This window comes from Clostridium sp. BIOML-A1 (assembly GCF_009874105.1).
Classification (GTDB): Bacteria; Bacillota; Clostridia; order Lachnospirales; family Lachnospiraceae; genus Coprococcus.
Genome location: NZ_WWTL01000008.1, coordinates 32,643 through 48,215 on the forward strand (window position 1 = coordinate 32,643; position 15,573 = coordinate 48,215).

18 protein-coding genes and 1 pseudogene are annotated in these 15,573 nt (G+C 41.4%); 4 read left to right on the top strand and 15 right to left on the bottom strand.

Annotated elements, in window-relative coordinates:
• Nucleotides 1-45: 45 nt before the first annotated feature.
• The 9 genes and pseudogenes from GT641_RS07695 to GT641_RS07735 form a co-directional block, all read right to left on the bottom strand.
• Nucleotides 46-438, bottom strand: a complete 393-nt coding sequence (locus GT641_RS07695; protein WP_117785333.1) for a pyridoxamine 5'-phosphate oxidase family protein — start codon at nt 436-438, stop codon at nt 46-48.
• Nucleotides 439-473: 35 nt separating this feature from the next.
• Complete coding sequence (locus GT641_RS07700; protein ID WP_008401174.1) at nt 474-1,094, bottom strand: flavin reductase; 621 nt, start codon at nt 1,092-1,094, stop codon at nt 474-476.
• Between the two features lie 239 nt (nt 1,095-1,333).
• A complete protein-coding gene (locus GT641_RS07705) occupies nt 1,334-1,963 on the bottom strand; it encodes a manganese catalase family protein (RefSeq protein ID WP_021943636.1) in 630 nt (209 codons plus the stop codon).
• Nucleotides 1,964-2,227 carry a spore coat protein CotJB gene (locus tag GT641_RS07710; RefSeq protein ID WP_008401169.1) on the bottom strand — a complete coding sequence of 88 codons (264 nt, stop codon included), beginning with the start codon at nt 2,225-2,227 and terminating at the stop codon, nt 1,964-1,966.
• 3 nt (nt 2,228-2,230) lie between these two features.
• Nucleotides 2,231-2,554: a spore coat associated protein CotJA gene (locus GT641_RS13185; protein ID WP_243143718.1), complete on the bottom strand. Its 324-nt coding sequence runs from the start codon at nt 2,552-2,554 to the stop codon at nt 2,231-2,233.
• 231 nt (nt 2,555-2,785) lie between these two features.
• A pseudogene (tnpA, locus tag GT641_RS07720) lies at nt 2,786-3,245 on the bottom strand (IS200/IS605 family transposase).
• Between the two features lie 215 nt (nt 3,246-3,460).
• Entirely contained in the window at nt 3,461-3,886 is a 426-nt protein-coding gene (locus GT641_RS07725; protein ID WP_161117230.1) for a hypothetical protein, read from the bottom strand.
• A gap of 175 nt (nt 3,887-4,061) precedes the next feature.
• Nucleotides 4,062-4,379, bottom strand: coding sequence for a type II toxin-antitoxin system RelE/ParE family toxin (locus GT641_RS07730; RefSeq protein WP_021943634.1), 318 nt, complete (start codon nt 4,377-4,379; stop codon nt 4,062-4,064).
• Complete coding sequence (locus GT641_RS07735; RefSeq protein ID WP_117785330.1) at nt 4,369-4,629, bottom strand: type II toxin-antitoxin system prevent-host-death family antitoxin; 261 nt, start codon at nt 4,627-4,629, stop codon at nt 4,369-4,371. The genes GT641_RS07730 and GT641_RS07735 overlap by 11 nt, the downstream gene beginning before the upstream one ends.
• A gap of 195 nt (nt 4,630-4,824) precedes the next feature.
• Between GT641_RS07735 and GT641_RS07740 the strand changes: the two genes are divergently transcribed.
• A complete protein-coding gene (locus GT641_RS07740; protein ID WP_119962630.1) occupies nt 4,825-5,403 on the top strand; it encodes a nucleoside recognition domain-containing protein in 579 nt (192 codons plus the stop codon).
• Between the two features lie 295 nt (nt 5,404-5,698).
• Nucleotides 5,699-6,223, top strand: a complete 525-nt coding sequence (locus GT641_RS07745) for a nucleoside recognition domain-containing protein (RefSeq protein WP_161117231.1) — start codon at nt 5,699-5,701, stop codon at nt 6,221-6,223.
• A 31-nt stretch (nt 6,224-6,254) separates the two neighbouring features.
• Here GT641_RS07745 and GT641_RS07750 read toward each other — a convergent pair whose 3' ends face one another.
• A complete protein-coding gene (locus tag GT641_RS07750) occupies nt 6,255-8,060 on the bottom strand; it encodes a metallophosphoesterase (protein WP_161117232.1) in 1,806 nt (601 codons plus the stop codon).
• Nucleotides 8,061-8,320: 260 nt separating this feature from the next.
• Here GT641_RS07750 and GT641_RS07755 point away from each other — a divergent pair, with 260 nt between their 5' ends.
• Nucleotides 8,321-9,937 (top strand): CTP synthase, encoded by a 1,617-nt coding sequence (locus GT641_RS07755; RefSeq protein WP_119962627.1) that lies wholly within the window; start codon nt 8,321-8,323, stop codon nt 9,935-9,937.
• A gap of 487 nt (nt 9,938-10,424) precedes the next feature.
• Here GT641_RS07755 and GT641_RS07760 read toward each other — a convergent pair whose 3' ends face one another.
• The 3 genes from GT641_RS07760 to GT641_RS07770 all read right to left on the bottom strand — a co-directional run bounded on the left by GT641_RS07760 (nt 10,425) and on the right by GT641_RS07770 (nt 13,005).
• Nucleotides 10,425-12,296 carry a heavy metal translocating P-type ATPase gene (locus tag GT641_RS07760; protein ID WP_161117233.1) on the bottom strand — a complete coding sequence of 624 codons (1,872 nt, stop codon included), beginning with the start codon at nt 12,294-12,296 and terminating at the stop codon, nt 10,425-10,427.
• A 103-nt stretch (nt 12,297-12,399) separates the two neighbouring features.
• Nucleotides 12,400-12,618 carry a heavy-metal-associated domain-containing protein gene (locus GT641_RS07765; protein ID WP_161117234.1) on the bottom strand — a complete coding sequence of 73 codons (219 nt, stop codon included), beginning with the start codon at nt 12,616-12,618 and terminating at the stop codon, nt 12,400-12,402.
• Between the two features lie 24 nt (nt 12,619-12,642).
• Nucleotides 12,643-13,005 (bottom strand): metalloregulator ArsR/SmtB family transcription factor, encoded by a 363-nt coding sequence (locus GT641_RS07770; protein WP_347562869.1) that lies wholly within the window; start codon nt 13,003-13,005, stop codon nt 12,643-12,645.
• Between the two features lie 301 nt (nt 13,006-13,306).
• Here GT641_RS07770 and GT641_RS07775 point away from each other — a divergent pair, with 301 nt between their 5' ends.
• Nucleotides 13,307-13,507 (top strand): DUF378 domain-containing protein, encoded by a 201-nt coding sequence (locus tag GT641_RS07775; protein ID WP_008401155.1) that lies wholly within the window; start codon nt 13,307-13,309, stop codon nt 13,505-13,507.
• 641 nt (nt 13,508-14,148) lie between these two features.
• Here GT641_RS07775 and GT641_RS07780 read toward each other — a convergent pair.
• Nucleotides 14,149-15,090: a type II CAAX endopeptidase family protein gene (locus GT641_RS07780; protein WP_161117236.1), complete on the bottom strand. Its 942-nt coding sequence runs from the start codon at nt 15,088-15,090 to the stop codon at nt 14,149-14,151.
• 69 nt (nt 15,091-15,159) lie between these two features.
• On the bottom strand, nt 15,160-15,540 hold the full coding sequence (locus GT641_RS07785) for a RidA family protein (RefSeq protein ID WP_008401150.1): 381 nt from the start codon (nt 15,538-15,540) through the stop codon (nt 15,160-15,162).
• Nucleotides 15,541-15,573: the final 33 nt, after the last annotated feature.

A 15,573-nucleotide genomic window follows, 5' to 3' on the forward strand; every position in this document is an offset into this window, starting at 1 on the left:
CCCCGCTTATACAAGCGAGGGCGTTTGTCAAACCATGTAATACATTTAAAACTTCACAACTTCCGGTTCGTGTGTAAATGATGAAAAAGTTGCTGTTGCATTCTTAAAATAAAATACCTCGGTGTTACCATCATCTGCGGAATACATCTTCTGTAATGAAGGGTATGCATCCAGCATAGACTGTCTTGCTTCTCTGCGGTCATCTTCCACCAATTCTCCTGCTACACGAAGCCATTCTCCATTCATAAAAGCACAGATCTCAACCTTCGGATTTGCATGGATCTGCTTTGATACATCTTTTACTTTGCCTGTCTGTATGTATAACTTGCCTTCAAAAATATGGGCAGTTCCAAATGGTCTGACTCTTGGCTGGTCACCCTCTACAGTTGCTAAATAATAAGTTTCTGCGTCCTTTAAAAATTTTGCTACTCGTTCCATAGCATTGTCCTCCTGTTTATAAGCTTTTTAATAGCTTACGCCTCATACACCGGCTCAAAATCCTCTACCCCATGTCCACATATCGGGCAGGTGAAGTCTGCCGGCAGCTCGCTTCCTTCATATACATAATTACAGATACGACAGCGCCAGCCTACAATCTTCTTGTCCTGGGCTTTCGGTTCTGCTTTTGGTTTTACCTTTGTCTGATAATCCGCATAAGTCAGCGGTGCATTTTCATTGATCAGCTTGGCATCTACGACTTCTGCGATAAATAACGTATGTGTGCCAAGGTCGTGCTGTTCTACTACTTTTCCGCTGATCACGGCACAGGCATTCCATCCCATATACGGAATGTCATTGCAGTCCTTTGGCATTTGCAGATCTGCGAATTTATCCACATCTCTGCCGGACTGGAACCCGAAATGTTTTATCGTCGCAAATGAGCAGGTCTGATCCAGAATACTCAAAGCAAATATCCCGCTCTCTTTCAACAGGTCGCATGTATAATTCGTGTTTAATACAGATATCGCAACCCGAACCGGATTGCCTGCCACCTGCATACATGTATTTGTGATGCAGCCGTTTACCTTCTCCCCCGATCTGGTGGATAACATGAATACACCATAGGATAAATTATAGATTGCTTTTTTGTCCATATGCTTGTACCTCCCTTTCATAACATTTCATCCGTTTTTTCTATATCTCTACAAGCAAATAATTTTATGTTCATTATACCACAAAACGAATAAATTTATAATTCTTTTCAAGAATTATTCTCAATAATATACATTGTGAAAAAATCAGGCAGCTTGATATCCCCGATTCAGGATTGCTGCCTGATTTTTCTGCTTCTGTCACTACTATATAATAATAAACAACCGGTAGCTGCTATCTTCTACTTCCCGCATTTCTCCACGCAAGGAGCACTTGTGTCAAATGCTGAGTTAAATGCATAGAAGTTTTTTGTATCCATCTTGTCACGGACAATGCCAAGGCTTTCACCGAAACGCTGGAAATGTGCGACCTCACGTTCGCGAAGGAATTTGATCGGCTCATATACATCCGGATAGTCCTTGCAGAGACGCAGGATATTATCATAAGTCGACCGGGCTTTCTGCTCTGCTGCCATATCTTCGAAAAGATCCGTGATCGGATCACCCTTGCTCTGGAATTCGCAGGCGTTAAATGGAATGCCGCCTGCTGCCTGCGGCCAGATTCCTAAGGTGTGATCGATGTAATATTTGTCAAATCCCGATGCCTTAATCTCCTCGATTGATAACCGGCAGGTAAGCTGGTAAATGATCGTGGCAACGATCTCCAGATGTCCCAGCTCCTCTGTACCGATATCGGTAAGAATCGCTTTCACCTTATTGTCCGGCATCGCATAACGCTGGGACAGGTATCGCATAGATGCACCCATTTCACCATCCGGTCCGCCGTATTGTGAGATTATCGCCTGCGCAAGCTGCGCATTTGTCTCTTTGATATTTACCGGAAACTGTAATCTTTTTTCATAGATCCACATTTAACAACCACACTCCCTTTCCCATGGCCAAGGTTTGTCAACCCAGTCAAAATAATTGTCGTCATTTACCTGATATCGGTTCAATGGACCATAGGCGGTCGTGTATTCGCGGACTGCCTGCTGCCGCATTGCTTTATAATTGCTGTATGCTGCCAGTGCCTTTGGACATTCCGGGTGAGTGTCCAGATACAGGGAAATGTCATCCAACGCGAAGGACACTTCTGTTATAAAGGCAAAGAGCTGCTGTTTGTTCATATTATTCATTGCCTATTTCCCCCTTACACCACAAAAGATCAGATTCAGATCTGGGAACATGGTTCCTTCGCGCAGACCCTTTTTCGCATCATAGAGTTCCCCAAATTCCTGACTTGGCACATACGCCATACCAATCGGATGCGGACTGAATCTGCCACAGGTCTCTACATCCTTTCTTGTTGTTTCGCAATGATCCTGTCTGGAAGGACAGCCGCCTGTACCCTGACGGTTTCCATTGCAGGAAGAGGCATTGCGGTTATTTGCATATTGCATCATGAGATTTGGCTGAGCAGGATATCTGCCGCCATTTCTGTTGCAGTTTCTATACTGTTCCAAATGAATATACCTCCTGAATTTGCATATTATTCATCTCTCTATACTTTATGGGGAAAATGTGAAAATGTGACATATTATAGAATTATTGAAATCATAACACCCGTCCAACGGGTGGTTCGCTCTAGCCCTATAAGGGCTTGTTACCGGTCAGCGCCTAAAGACGCTGACTTTCACTTTGTTCAAGCCATCTTGCCTTTGCCGCTTTTGCCACCCCTTGAAAGGATATTTGTATTACTTGCCATCCCCAAAAGAGGCCTCATATTCTCTTACACTCAACTTATCCAATGCAATATCGTGACTCTCTTGTTTCTGAATGTATTTTTGATTGTTGCTTCATTTAAACCTACTGTACTTACATAATATCCTTCCGCCCCAAAATGTCTGTTTCCAATCTTATATTTAAATTTGCATGTTTATCGAATATCATCAATGCACTCTTACCTTTTAGATATCCCTTAAATGACGATACACTTATCTTTGGCGGAATACTCACTAACATGTGGATATGATCCGGTATTAGATGCCCCTCTATTATCTCAACTCCTTCGTACGCATGTAATTGTTTTATTATATCTTGAATACTTTCCTTGTATTGATTATAAATTATTTTTCGTCTATACTTTTGAGTGAACACAATATGGTATTTACATACCCACTTTGTGTGTGCTAAATTATTTGCCTTATTGTCCATATGAATCACCTTTCTTATAAGATAGCCTGAACAACTACATTATAAGAAAGGAAAGGTGATTTTTTTGTATAACACTCGTTGCACACCTGCATAGCAGGTGGTTTATGTTTTACACGCTTCACGAGTCTAGCAGGATCACAACCCATAAAACAAAATAAACTCAATAGTATTTGCTACTGAGTTTATTTATTCATTTTATATTAAATTTCTCATTATTATTTGCACTGATTTTTTATATCTTCTATTGATACTTTTAATTCGCGTATCTTTGCAATAATTTCAAAATTTTCACCACTTAATTCCCAAATATTTAATGATCCAATCGTCTCTGCTATTTCTTTCTCTACTTGACTTAACATGTTATAAATCTTATTCTTCATTGTTTTTTCTTTTTCATTATTTGATGCAATTCTCGATATTGCCTTTGCTGATTTTGCATCTTTAGCATATAAGCCTCTTTCTACCCGAATAATGTCTTTTGTATCTACCAACTGAGCTAAAGCCCCCGATATTTGACCCCTAGTAAAATCTTTATCACTATTTAATCTTATATACTCCGAAAAATCTGCTCCTGTATACATTCCCGGTGTTTTTACACAATCTAATATCATAAGTTTTATCTCAGCTGTTGATATCCTCATCTTCCATCCTCCATTTTGTTCAAATTCACTAATTATTATTATCTTTGTTCAATTTCATTAAGCTTTATATTTTTGAGTATAAATCATTTTACCAATAAATTCAATATTTCATTATAAATTAATATATATAAAAAGAGCAGTAAATCTGATAATTTTACTGCTCTTTTTATATGTATTAATTTAACAAATTTTCTATATTTCTTGCACCATACAATAACCGTCGTACTTCCATAACATCATCAATTACCACATAATAAATCACATAATTTCTTACATAGATCCGGTAATATGGATATTCACGTTTTTTTCTGGAATGATATGGTTCAAACGCTACCGGATTGTTTAATCTGGCTAATATTGCTGTTTCAACATCATTTATCAGGCGCATTGCAGCTTCTTCATTTTTTAAAACCTTCGAAATATAATTCACTGTATCCAGCAAATCCTGTTCAAAAAGTGGCAAATATCTTAGCTTGTAGATTTTATCTTGCATCCATCACACTCCTTGCTTTGCTAAATACTTCTTCATGTGAAAGTCTTTTATCTGTCGCTTTTGCCTGTCTGTCAGCTTCATCAAGTTTCATTTCAACATTCTCTGTAAGATTAGCATACTCTTCCATACTTAAAACAACCATCGCCCCATATCCATTTTTCGTTAAATATACAGGCTTTCCACTATTCACAATTGTTTCAATTTCAGGGAACTTATTTCTAAGATCTGAAACCGGTCTAATCTGTATCATTTTTATCACTCCTTTTTATTTCATGCTTCTTGTCGTTAATATATTATCATTATTTTATCGTTATTCTGATATTATTTCAATATAGAATATATAAAATTCATATCATATAAATTATTAAATTGATAATACTATAGCATACTTTCCCTGTTCCTCTGCATATATTCATTATGTAACAGCAAAATCAAAGGGGCTTCTATGATTAATCTGATCTGGGCTGCCATGATCTTAGTCGGTATTATCACCGCACTTCTGACCGGGCATATGGAAGATGTGAATGCCGGTATCATTGATGCCGGGAGTGACGCCGTTTCACTCTGTATCACCATGCTTGGAATTGTTACGATGTGGTGTGGGATTATGAAGATCGCAGAACGCACCGGTCTGATGAAGAAATGGTCATCGAAAATGTCCCCTGTCATGAGATTCTTGTTTCCGAGACTTTCCCCGGAGCATCCGGCATATGAATATATGTGTACGAACATCATTGCAAATATTGTAGGGCTTGGGTGGGCCGCAACACCACCGGCACTAAAGGCGATGCAGGAACTGGCTAAGGACAACAAGGGAAGCAAATCTGCCAGTCGAGAAATGTGCGTCTTCCTGATCCTGAATATTTCTTCGCTGCAACTGATCCCGGTAAATATCATTGCCTATCGTGCAACCTATGGTTCTGAACATCCTACCGCCATTATCCTGCCCGGCATCATCGCAACGGTCTGCTCCACCGCCGTCGCCGTCCTTCTGACTGTCATTATAAACAAACGAGGAAAATGAAGCGGCGAGTTCGCGTAGAAAACTCATAATAGACAACGCAGTTGACTTTCATAATACAGAATATATCTGTATATATATTTCGTCTTGGCAGGTTATTTATCGCAGACGTATGTCTGATTTTGGAAAAGTCAACGAGCATCGTTTGAGTTTTCGAAGCATGTTTGAGCCTGTTTACAGGCGAGTTCGCGTAGAAAACTCATAATTAACAGCGCAGTTGACTTTCAAAATCGACATATCTGCTAAATAACCTGCCAAGACGAAATAAACATACACAAAATCTTAATGGAGGCTTGTCATGCTGACAACAATCTCAAACAGTATCATCCCACTGGTCATATTTGCTGTTGTGTTATACGGCTGTATTAAAAAGACGAATGTTTATGAAGATTTTATTGACGGAGCATTTGACGGAATGAAGATCGTAGTCGAATTAGTTCCAACATTGATCGGCCTATTTGTGGCTGTACGAATCCTGAATGATTCCGGCGCCCTTGGCCTGATCACAACCGCTCTGAAGCCGATTGCTTCTCTCATACATACCCCGGATTGTGTGATCCCCGTCATTATAACGAAGCTGTTCTCCTCCGGGTCTGCCACCAGTCTGATGCTAAATATCTTTAACGACTATGGACCTGATTCCAGAGAAGGACTCACCGCTGCCATTATCCTTAGCTGTACGGAATCTTTATTCTATACGATGTCTGTATATCTGATGGCTGCCAAAGTCCGCAAATCCCGATATATCATCCCCTTCGCCCTGTTGTCTCTCGGTGCAGGGATCGTCGTAAGTATCCTGCTGGCAAATATGTTAGTATCCTAGGGCACCTGTTTTTCAAGTGCCCTTTTTCTTTTTATTCTAACATCCGCATCGCTTCTTCCATCACCTGAAGCTTATAGATCGTCTGCGCCACAAGATCTTCTCTGGCATTCACATCCGACTGGATCTCCCGCCGCTTTGTATCCTGTAACTGATATCCGGTTCTGACTTCGTGAAGCTGCTCGCCTTTTGCAGCCAGCTCGCGTTCAAGCCGTTCTGCATCTGCACGTTCTTTTCGTATTCCGTCTGCCTTATTCTGATCGATCAGTCGTGCAAATACGTAACCGATCACAAAGCAGAGCACGATCGCAAGTATTGATGTAACCAGAAAACGAACCACATCTGTACCATTCATACGCTCTGACATTTGAATGTACGCCCGTGGCATCAGGAACAATGCCATGATACAGAATATGACAAATGGCACAATGGCGGCACGGATACCGGTTCGTATCCATCTGCTTCTGTGTCTTGGTACGATCTGTGCCTGATTGTTCCGGGCAGTCAGGAGCTCCAGTTTGTTCTTCCGTTCCATCGCCCATGCCTCGTTTAAGCGATCCAGTACATCCGGACTTTCTGCCAGTCGTTCCTTTGCCTGTTCATATGCCTGAATATCCTTTGAGGTGCGGAGTTTATCCATATCATGTTTCAGATTCTCAAGCACTACCCGGATCGTTTCCTCATAAAGCCGGTCATTCAATTTGCGGCTGCTTCTGGTGTATATCTTTGATCGTTCTATAACAAGGTCAACTGCCAGCTTCGCCCCATCCTCCCGGATTGGAGAGTCGGCATCCAGTTTATCAAGCAATCGCCCAAATGCATTTCCTCGGTTTGCTTTTCTGTATTCATCATAATCCTCACGCTGATACACTTCTCCGCTCAGCGCGGCAATCCGGTAAGTGGCCAGTGCCTCATGCAAATGAAAGGACTTCTCACATTTTTCCGGTCGTACCAGGTAGATCGAATAAATGTTTTTTTCTCCTTCTCTTGCAATGATACGATGCAATTCATCTGCCAGTTCTTCATCTGACATATAATTACTGACCGGATAGCGTATCGTCTTATATTCCTTTTGTGATGCAGGCACAAGCCGTACCGATACCACGCCATCTGATAACTTTCCCTGCACATAGCCATGCGGTCCGGTCTCCCTGTTATTGTCCGGTTCCAATACACCCGGATAACAAATCCTGCCATTGTACATATTCTTATAGGAAGCTTCATGTCCTAATCCGATATAATCAAATCCTGCTTTCCGGATCGTCGAATAATCGATCGGTATCGCGCCATGATTTCCGGCATGAGCCAGCAGGATATTTGTCATCTCATCATCCGCCGGTGTCAGTTCATCTAAAACTGCCATCTGCGCTCCGGCACTATAATAGCCGGCACAATAAAGTACCGCATTTTTTTTCGGAAACCGAATAACATCAATCATGGCAGTTGCGTTTTCATGCTTTACTCCATATATTGCAGAGCCTGCCGGAACCGGATTCCGATACTCGCTGCAGCCTGCCACATAAATATTTGACCGGAAAGAATAGTTTGCAAGCACCCCATCTGATTTCATGTAATCATGATCTCCCTGACAATAAATGACCGCCGTCTTATCAAGCGGCAGAAATATCTCATCAATCCACGCAAGATCTTCTTCTGTTGCCGGATGGTCAAAGAGATCCCCTGTGATAAATACAAAATCAGCCTGTAATTTTCCTGCATCAGAAACAACCTGTTTCAAGGTCGTTATCCCGTCCTTTTCACCGGTCTGCCCGAACAGTAATTTGTCTGATTTTCGTCCGATATTCACATCACTGATATGGATAAACTGAATTGCTCCCATCGAGATCTCCCGTCTTCTCACTTCATTTTCCTGTCAAATGTATATTTTTCGCTTTATTTTCTAAAGTTTATGAATATTTTTCCATAATTTTATTAAGTTTGACTTCTTATATACTATCATACCATATTTTTATGCCGGATACATCCTGTTTTTCGATACGGCTGATTGACTTTTGAAAAATGCTCTCGTATAATAATGAGTGTTTTTTTAATGAGAGCGTATGTCTATGCGTTTTTAGAATATATCAGGAGGAAATTATTATGCCTATTAAGTACGTGTTTGTCACAGGCGGTGTCGTATCCGGTCTTGGTAAAGGTATCACTGCTGCCTCCCTTGGTCGTCTGCTCAAAATGAGAGGCTACAAGGTTACCAGCCAGAAATTCGATCCATACATCAACATGGATCCGGGTACTATGAACCCGATCCAGCATGGTGAAGTATTCGTAACCGATGATGGTGCGGAGACTGATCTGGATCTTGGTCATTATGAGCGTTTTATCGATGAAAGTCTGAATAAGAATTCGAATGTTACGACCGGTAAGATCTACTGGAGTATCTTACAGAAAGAACGCCACGGCGACTTCGGCGGACACACCGTACAGGTAGTTCCACATATAACAAATGAAATTAAAGATCGCTTCTATCGGAATCCGGATGCAAAGGATACCGAAGTAGCGATCATCGAAATTGGCGGTACAGTCGGCGATATCGAGAGCCAGCCTTTCTTAGAGGCGATCCGTCAGTTCACACATGACGTCGGACATGAGAATTGCATTATGATCCACGTTACTCTGATTCCTTATCTGAAAGCTTCCGGCGAATTAAAGACAAAGCCGACTCAGGCGAGTGTTAAGAACCTGCAGGGAATGGGTATCCAGCCAGATATTCTGGTCTGCCGTTCTGATTATCCACTGGATCAGGGCTTAAAGGATAAGATCGCATTATTCTGTAATGTACCTAGCCAGAATGTTATCCAGAATCTGGATGTAGATGTATTATACGAAGTTCCTCTCGCTATGGAGAAAGAGCATCTCGCTGATGTTGTGTGCAAATGCTTACACATGGATTGTCCTGCTCCGGAACCACATGCATGGAAGGAATGGAATGATATGATCACTGCATGGAAGAATCCGGAAAAAAAGGTTCGTGTTGCTCTCGTCGGCAAATATGTCTCACTGCATGATGCATACATTTCCGTTGTTGAATCCTTAAAGCATGCCGGTGTTGCAAACGATGCCGAGGTCGAGATCAAATGGGTAGATTCCGAACTTGTAACTCCTGAAAATGTGGAAGAAACACTGGGTGACGTCGATGGAATCCTCGTTCCGGGCGGTTTTGGTGACAGAGGTATCGAAGGCATGATCACCGCGATCCAGTATGCAAGAGAGAAAAAGGTTCCTTACCTTGGTCTGTGTCTCGGTATGCAGCTCACGATCGTTGAATTTGCAAGACATGTCCTTGGTTATGCAGATGCACACAGCTCAGAATTCAATCCAAACTCTTTCCATCAGGTTATTCATATCATGCCGAATCAGCATGATGTAACAGACCTCGGCGGAACATTAAGACTTGGTTCTTACCCATGTGTACTCAGCAAAGATTCCAAATCCTATGAGCTCTATGGCACAGAATACATCCACGAGCGTCACAGACATAGATATGAAGTCAACAATGACTACCGTAAGGCTTTAACAGATAATGGCATGGAACTGGTTGGTCTCTCTCCTGACGGTCATATCGTTGAGATGATCGAGATTCCGGATCATCCTTGGTTCATCGGAACTCAGGCACATCCGGAATTCAAGTCCAGACCAAATAAAGCACATCCGCTTTTCAAAGGCTTTGTTGCTGCGGCACTTGCCCACGAAGAGCAGTAGTTTATGCGAACACTTTACAACTGGTGTGTTTGCATAAATCTATGAAAAAAAGAAGATCGTCTTACCTATTATTGCGCAAGTCGTTTGCACTCTATTTCAACGCAACGGTTCTAAGTTCCTCGCCTTTGGCGACTCACTAAGAACCGGCGTTGAAACAGGCTTGCTTCATAATAGTAAGACGATCTTCTCTTTTTATTCAAATTCTCAATATGCAAACACACCAGTTATAAAGTATTCGCTTTCGAATCATCTTGATTTATTCATAGATCTATAGTTTGAAACGCTCTCGTCACAAACAACAAATTAAAAATACCATATAAAAGAAATGAGACATCTATATTTTATGTAGCAGACCTATTCGAACGCCGGTTCTTAGTGAACTGCCATAGGCAGTGAGGTTAAAACCGCTGCGTGAGAATAGAACGAAAGTGTTCTGCGTAATAAAGATATAGATGTCTCATGCTTATATGGTATTTTTATTTATACATCATAGCTTCAGCGCGCGGGTTGCGTTGATGATCGCGAGGAAGGCAACACCGACATCGGCGAATACCGCTGCCCACATATTTGCAAAACCAAGGGCACCGAGTACCATAACAATGATCTTGACAGCAAGTGCAAACACAATGTTCTGCTGCACGATACGAACCGTCTTTCTGGCAATTGCATATGCTACGGCAATCTTGCCCGGATCATCATCGATCAGAACGATGTCTGCTGCTTCGATCGCAGCATCCTGACCCATAGCTCCCATTGCGATACCGACATCGGCACGCATTAAAACAGGCGCATCATTTATTCCGTCACCGGTGAAGATCAATGTACTGTCTTCATCCTTCTCGCGGAGAAGCTGTTCTACTTTATCTACCTTATCACCCGGCATCAGTTCTGCACATACAGTATCAATGCCAAGCTCTTTTGCTACACTGTCAGCAACCTCTTTTTTATCACCGGTCAGCATAACAACATTATCAATCCCACATTTCTTGATTGATGCAATCGCATCCTTAACACCATCCTTGATCTCATCAGCGATCGTGATACATCCCTTATATGCACCATTTTCCGCTACGAAAAGGACTGTTCCAACCTTGGATGGCTGTTTTGCTCCTGCCATGGATATCTTCCTGGAATCCAAAAGCTTTTTATTTCCGACTAACACTTCTTTTCCATCTTTTAAGACCTTGATACCCATTCCGGAGATTTCCTCATATCCATCGAGGTGGTCGATCTGTACCGTTCCCTTATATGCAGCCTTGATCGATGCTGCGATCGGATGGTTGGAGTAATACTCGCCATATGCTGCAAGCTCCAGAAGATCATCTTCACTGATTCCATTTGCGCATGTCTCTACAACCTTGAATACACCCTTTGTCAGAGTTCCGGTCTTATCAAATACGGCAATCTTTGCTTTACCCAGAAGTTCCAGATAGTTACTTCCTTTTACAAGGATACCTGCCTTGGATGCTCCGCCGATTCCACTGAAGAAACTAAGTGGAATGGAGATGACCAATGCACATGGACAGGATACTACCAGAAAGATCAATGCACGGTGGAACCATTTGCCAAATTCACCTACAAAGATCGGCGGAATGATCGCTACTGCAAGTGCAAGGAAACACACGATCGGTGTATAGTATTTTGCAAATCTGGTAATGAACTGCTCGTACTGTGCTTTTCTCGTACTTGCATTTTCCACCAGTTCCAAAATCTTCGATACGGTCGAATCGTCAAATTCCTTTGATACCTTGACACGGATCACACCATTCTGGTTAATCACGCCACTTAACACTTCGTCACCAACAGACAGCTTTCTAGGTACGGATTCACCGGTAAGCGCTGCTGTATCTACAAATGTTTCACCTTCGATAACAGTACCATCGAGAGGAACTTTTTCACCCGGCTGCACGATGATGATATCACCGATCGCAACTGTCTCCGGTTCTACCTGAACGATCTGTCCGTCTTTTTCAATATTTGCATATTCCGGCATAATGTTCATCAAATCTGTGATACTGGCTCTTGATCTGTTGACTGCATATTTCTGGAACCATTCTCCGACCTGATAGAACAGCATAACGGCTGCCGCCTCGCCAAATTCTCCGGTTCCGTATGCGCCTACAGTTGCAACTGCCATCAGGAAGTTTTCGTCAAATACATGACCCTTGCTGATATTCTTGATCGCCTTTAAAAGGACATCATATCCTGCCATCAGATATGGTACTGCGAACATCGCAGCCTTTACAACTGTATCCCACACTCCATTCAAATGGATGAGCTTCTCTGCAATCTCGCATGCGATAAATACCACCAGTGCAACGATGATTCGAATTAACATCTTTTTCTGCTTCTTACTCATAATCCATCACCTTTTTTCTGCTATCTGCGATAATTTTCTTATTTTATCTTCTCTTTCAGCTTATGTAAATCTGTAACGTCTTAATGTTCAGATCTGCATTTTTCTAATATTCGATCGTAGCTTCCTCATCAATGCTCTTGATGATCTTTTCTGCCTGCTTTAAGATCTTGTCTAATTTGTCTTCATCTGCGTCTAATGTAAGTTTCTGTGCCATGAAGCTGATAGATGCGCTGTTAACACCCGGTAACTTGCTGATCTGCTCCTCCATCTTTGCTGCACAATTTGCGCAATCTACATCACTTAAATTATATCTCTTCTTCATAATATCCACCTTTAACCTTTCTTATTATTCAAATATATGCTCAAGTCCCATTCGCATGATCACTGCTACATGGTCGTCGGCAAGCTCATAAAATATATTCTTTCCTGCTCTGCGGTTCTTGATCAGCTTCGCCTGTTTTAACACTCTTAATTGATGAGAAATGGCAGATGCATTCATTCCAAGCTCTTCTGCAATGTCACCAACACTTTTTTCGTGATCCAGCAGTGTGTATAAGATCTGGATTCTGGTAGAATCGCCAAATACTTTAAACAACTCGGCCAGATCATACAGATTCTCTTCGTCCGGCATCATCTCATTAATCTCAGCGGTGATCTCAGCAATATCGTTCTCTTTGCATTCACATGCTTCCCTGCTGTCCGTATTCATTCTGTTCCTCCTCTCGCTGTTTTTATTGAACATTTGAATATCTGTTCATATGTTGTTTTTAATATAACATTATGTTTGCACCCTGTCAACTGATTTTTATATTTGCTTCAAATAAATTTCTGCCGCCAGATCCACTATATTATATTTTTCATTTTATACCTTCATCCTGTTTATACATTTTTCCTTATAATGGCAGTATATTTTTTCCATGTTCGCACAAACTAGAGATATGGAACCATTAATTTTGCGACACCTTGCCAAAAACTAATGTCCAAATAACTAGAAATCAGAGAGGAATGCCATGAAAGTATTTAATGTTATTTGTCTTACTCTTGTGATCGTTGGGGCGATCGTTTGGGGTATCATCGGAATCTTTAATTTTAATCTTGTAGATGCTTTATTCGGAACCGGCTCCGCCTTTTCCAGAATCATCTACACACTCGTTGGTATCGCCGGACTGTACCTGATCTCCTTCTACGGTCTGATCTGCAACGAGGACTAGCCGAACACGCAAAAAATCCCCCTTATGGTTGTGTGCCCTCTTCATATGCTGGTTCTTCCACTAACAATGACCTGCTGCGTTTTCTGCATGTTGCACATGCCTGACCCGTAAATACTCCTGTGCCAACTCGCCTTCGGCTCAGACAGGCACCCGTATTTACTGGCAATGTGCACCATACAACGAAAGCCTCGCATATGTCATATTTTAGTGAAAGAACCAGCATACAAAGAGGGATTTACGATCCACAATGGGAGATTTTTTCTGCTATTGATATTTCCACTATGATAAACTCGCGAATGTTTTTTCATAGTGAAAACACCAACACTCGAAACTGGATAAATCCCTGTATATCGAATGGTGTATTTTTCTGTTTATCTTTTTATTACTCATTTACATATAGCAACAAAACGCCCACCAAACAAATCTGATCTGGTACCTGCTCTATTATAATATGACATTAGCGAGGATTTCTTGATGAATTGCACATTGTCAGCGAATGTGGGTGCTTGTCTGAGTCCGAAGGACGAGTTAGCACAAGAGCATGAGCGGATAAGACATGTGCAATGAATAGAAACCGCAGCAAGTCATTTATAATAGGGTAGGTACCAGATCAGATTCATTTGGTTGGCATTTTGCCATCGTTAAAATAAAAATTCTTCGACAACGCAGCGGATCAGGCAGTAGATGATGACCACGATCATAAGCGGGGTAAGCAGGCGAAGCTTTTTGCCATTTTCATCGTACCGATTAAAAGGTTCCGTGAATACAGAGGTGAAACTCTCCATTCTGCCATTTATAGTCGCAAGCAGATAAATAATTCCTGCTGATATTACAGTGCCAACCAGCGCCATAGGTATATATGCCCGGATGGTGCTGAGCAGCATCGTCTGTGTTACTTCTGTATTTTCCGCCTGATCTTTTAACATCGGAATGATATTTGCAATATGCTTTATAACAACAGAAAAACCATTGATCAGAAAATGCATGATCATTGTTGGAATAATGCTTCCGGTTGCTTCTACGACAAAACCGAAGACCAAACCGATCATGATCGCATATGCCATCTGATTAAAATTCATATGCATCAGTCCAAATAAAAAGCCTGACATCAATATTGCCTTTAATCTGCCGGCTTCATGAAAGCTTCCGAACATGACGCCACGATACGCCAGTTCCTCTATCACACACGGCAAAAATGCCATGAAAAAAAGCGAAGTTCCAAGTGTATTATGATCAACCAGTGCTGAAGCTGCATGGCTGATCTCATTTCGCACAAATAACATTGAGATTGCATTTAACAATGTAATAAGTGGCTCCATAAACAGAACCAGCGGTGGAAGCAGCAGGAGTGTCAACGGATGAAATCTCCTAAACCAGATGATATCCTTTACGTGCTTTCTCATGATGAACAAATATAACACCGTTGGTACAAATATCAGACTCTGACTGAATAATATGTTTTGTTTTATCGTGATGCCGGAAAACAGATCTGTAAATAACGCCAGCACCGTTACGATCTCATACACTACGATCAATGCTGTAAACAAACATTCAGCTCCAAAAATTTTCTTTCTTGTCTCCATATACCCTCTTATAATAATGCGGCAGATATCATTCATATATCTGCCACACCATCATTTTAAAATCTTTATTTATACAACTGCTACTGCTTCGATCTCAATCAGTACGTCTTTTGGAAGTCTTGCAACTTCTACACAGGAACGTGCAGGGAAATCTTTGTTGAAATATTCTTTGTAAATATCGTTGATAATTGAGAACTGGTTCATATCCTTAATAAATACTGTAGTCTTTACAACCTTGTCACAGGATGAACCGGATGCCTCGATCAGATTCTTCAGATTTGAGATTGCCTGTTTTGCCTGAACTGTGATATCTCCTTCTACTAACTGATTCGTTGCAGGATCGATTGGAACCATTCCTGACGTAAATAAAAATCCATTAGCAACGATTGCCTGTGAATATGGTCCGATTGCCTGCGGTGCTTTCTCTGTGCTGATTATCTTCTTATCCATTTTTACATCCTCCTGAAATCTTATATATTGAAT

Coding starts and splice junctions, on each gene's coding strand:
- GT641_RS07695 (WP_117785333.1), bottom strand. CDS start 438: ATGGAACGAGTAGCAAAATTTTTAAAGGACGCAGAAACTTATTATTTA.
- GT641_RS07700 (WP_008401174.1), bottom strand. CDS start 1,094: ATGGACAAAAAAGCAATCTATAATTTATCCTATGGTGTATTCATGTTA.
- GT641_RS07705 (WP_021943636.1), bottom strand. CDS start 1,963: ATGTGGATCTATGAAAAAAGATTACAGTTTCCGGTAAATATCAAAGAG.
- GT641_RS07710 (WP_008401169.1), bottom strand. CDS start 2,227: ATGAATAATATGAACAAACAGCAGCTCTTTGCCTTTATAACAGAAGTG.
- GT641_RS07725 (WP_161117230.1), bottom strand. CDS start 3,886: ATGAGGATATCAACAGCTGAGATAAAACTTATGATATTAGATTGTGTA.
- GT641_RS07730 (WP_021943634.1), bottom strand. CDS start 4,379: ATGCAAGATAAAATCTACAAGCTAAGATATTTGCCACTTTTTGAACAG.
- GT641_RS07735 (WP_117785330.1), bottom strand. CDS start 4,629: ATGATACAGATTAGACCGGTTTCAGATCTTAGAAATAAGTTCCCTGAA.
- GT641_RS07740 (WP_119962630.1), top strand. CDS start 4,825: ATGATTAATCTGATCTGGGCTGCCATGATCTTAGTCGGTATTATCACC.
- GT641_RS07745 (WP_161117231.1), top strand. CDS start 5,699: ATGCTGACAACAATCTCAAACAGTATCATCCCACTGGTCATATTTGCT.
- GT641_RS07750 (WP_161117232.1), bottom strand. CDS start 8,060: ATGGGAGCAATTCAGTTTATCCATATCAGTGATGTGAATATCGGACGA.
- GT641_RS07755 (WP_119962627.1), top strand. CDS start 8,321: ATGCCTATTAAGTACGTGTTTGTCACAGGCGGTGTCGTATCCGGTCTT.
- GT641_RS07760 (WP_161117233.1), bottom strand. CDS start 12,296: ATGAGTAAGAAGCAGAAAAAGATGTTAATTCGAATCATCGTTGCACTG.
- GT641_RS07765 (WP_161117234.1), bottom strand. CDS start 12,618: ATGAAGAAGAGATATAATTTAAGTGATGTAGATTGCGCAAATTGTGCA.
- GT641_RS07770 (WP_347562869.1), bottom strand. CDS start 13,005: ATGAATACGGACAGCAGGGAAGCATGTGAATGCAAAGAGAACGATATT.
- GT641_RS07775 (WP_008401155.1), top strand. CDS start 13,307: ATGAAAGTATTTAATGTTATTTGTCTTACTCTTGTGATCGTTGGGGCG.
- GT641_RS07780 (WP_161117236.1), bottom strand. CDS start 15,090: ATGGAGACAAGAAAGAAAATTTTTGGAGCTGAATGTTTGTTTACAGCA.
- GT641_RS07785 (WP_008401150.1), bottom strand. CDS start 15,540: ATGGATAAGAAGATAATCAGCACAGAGAAAGCACCGCAGGCAATCGGA.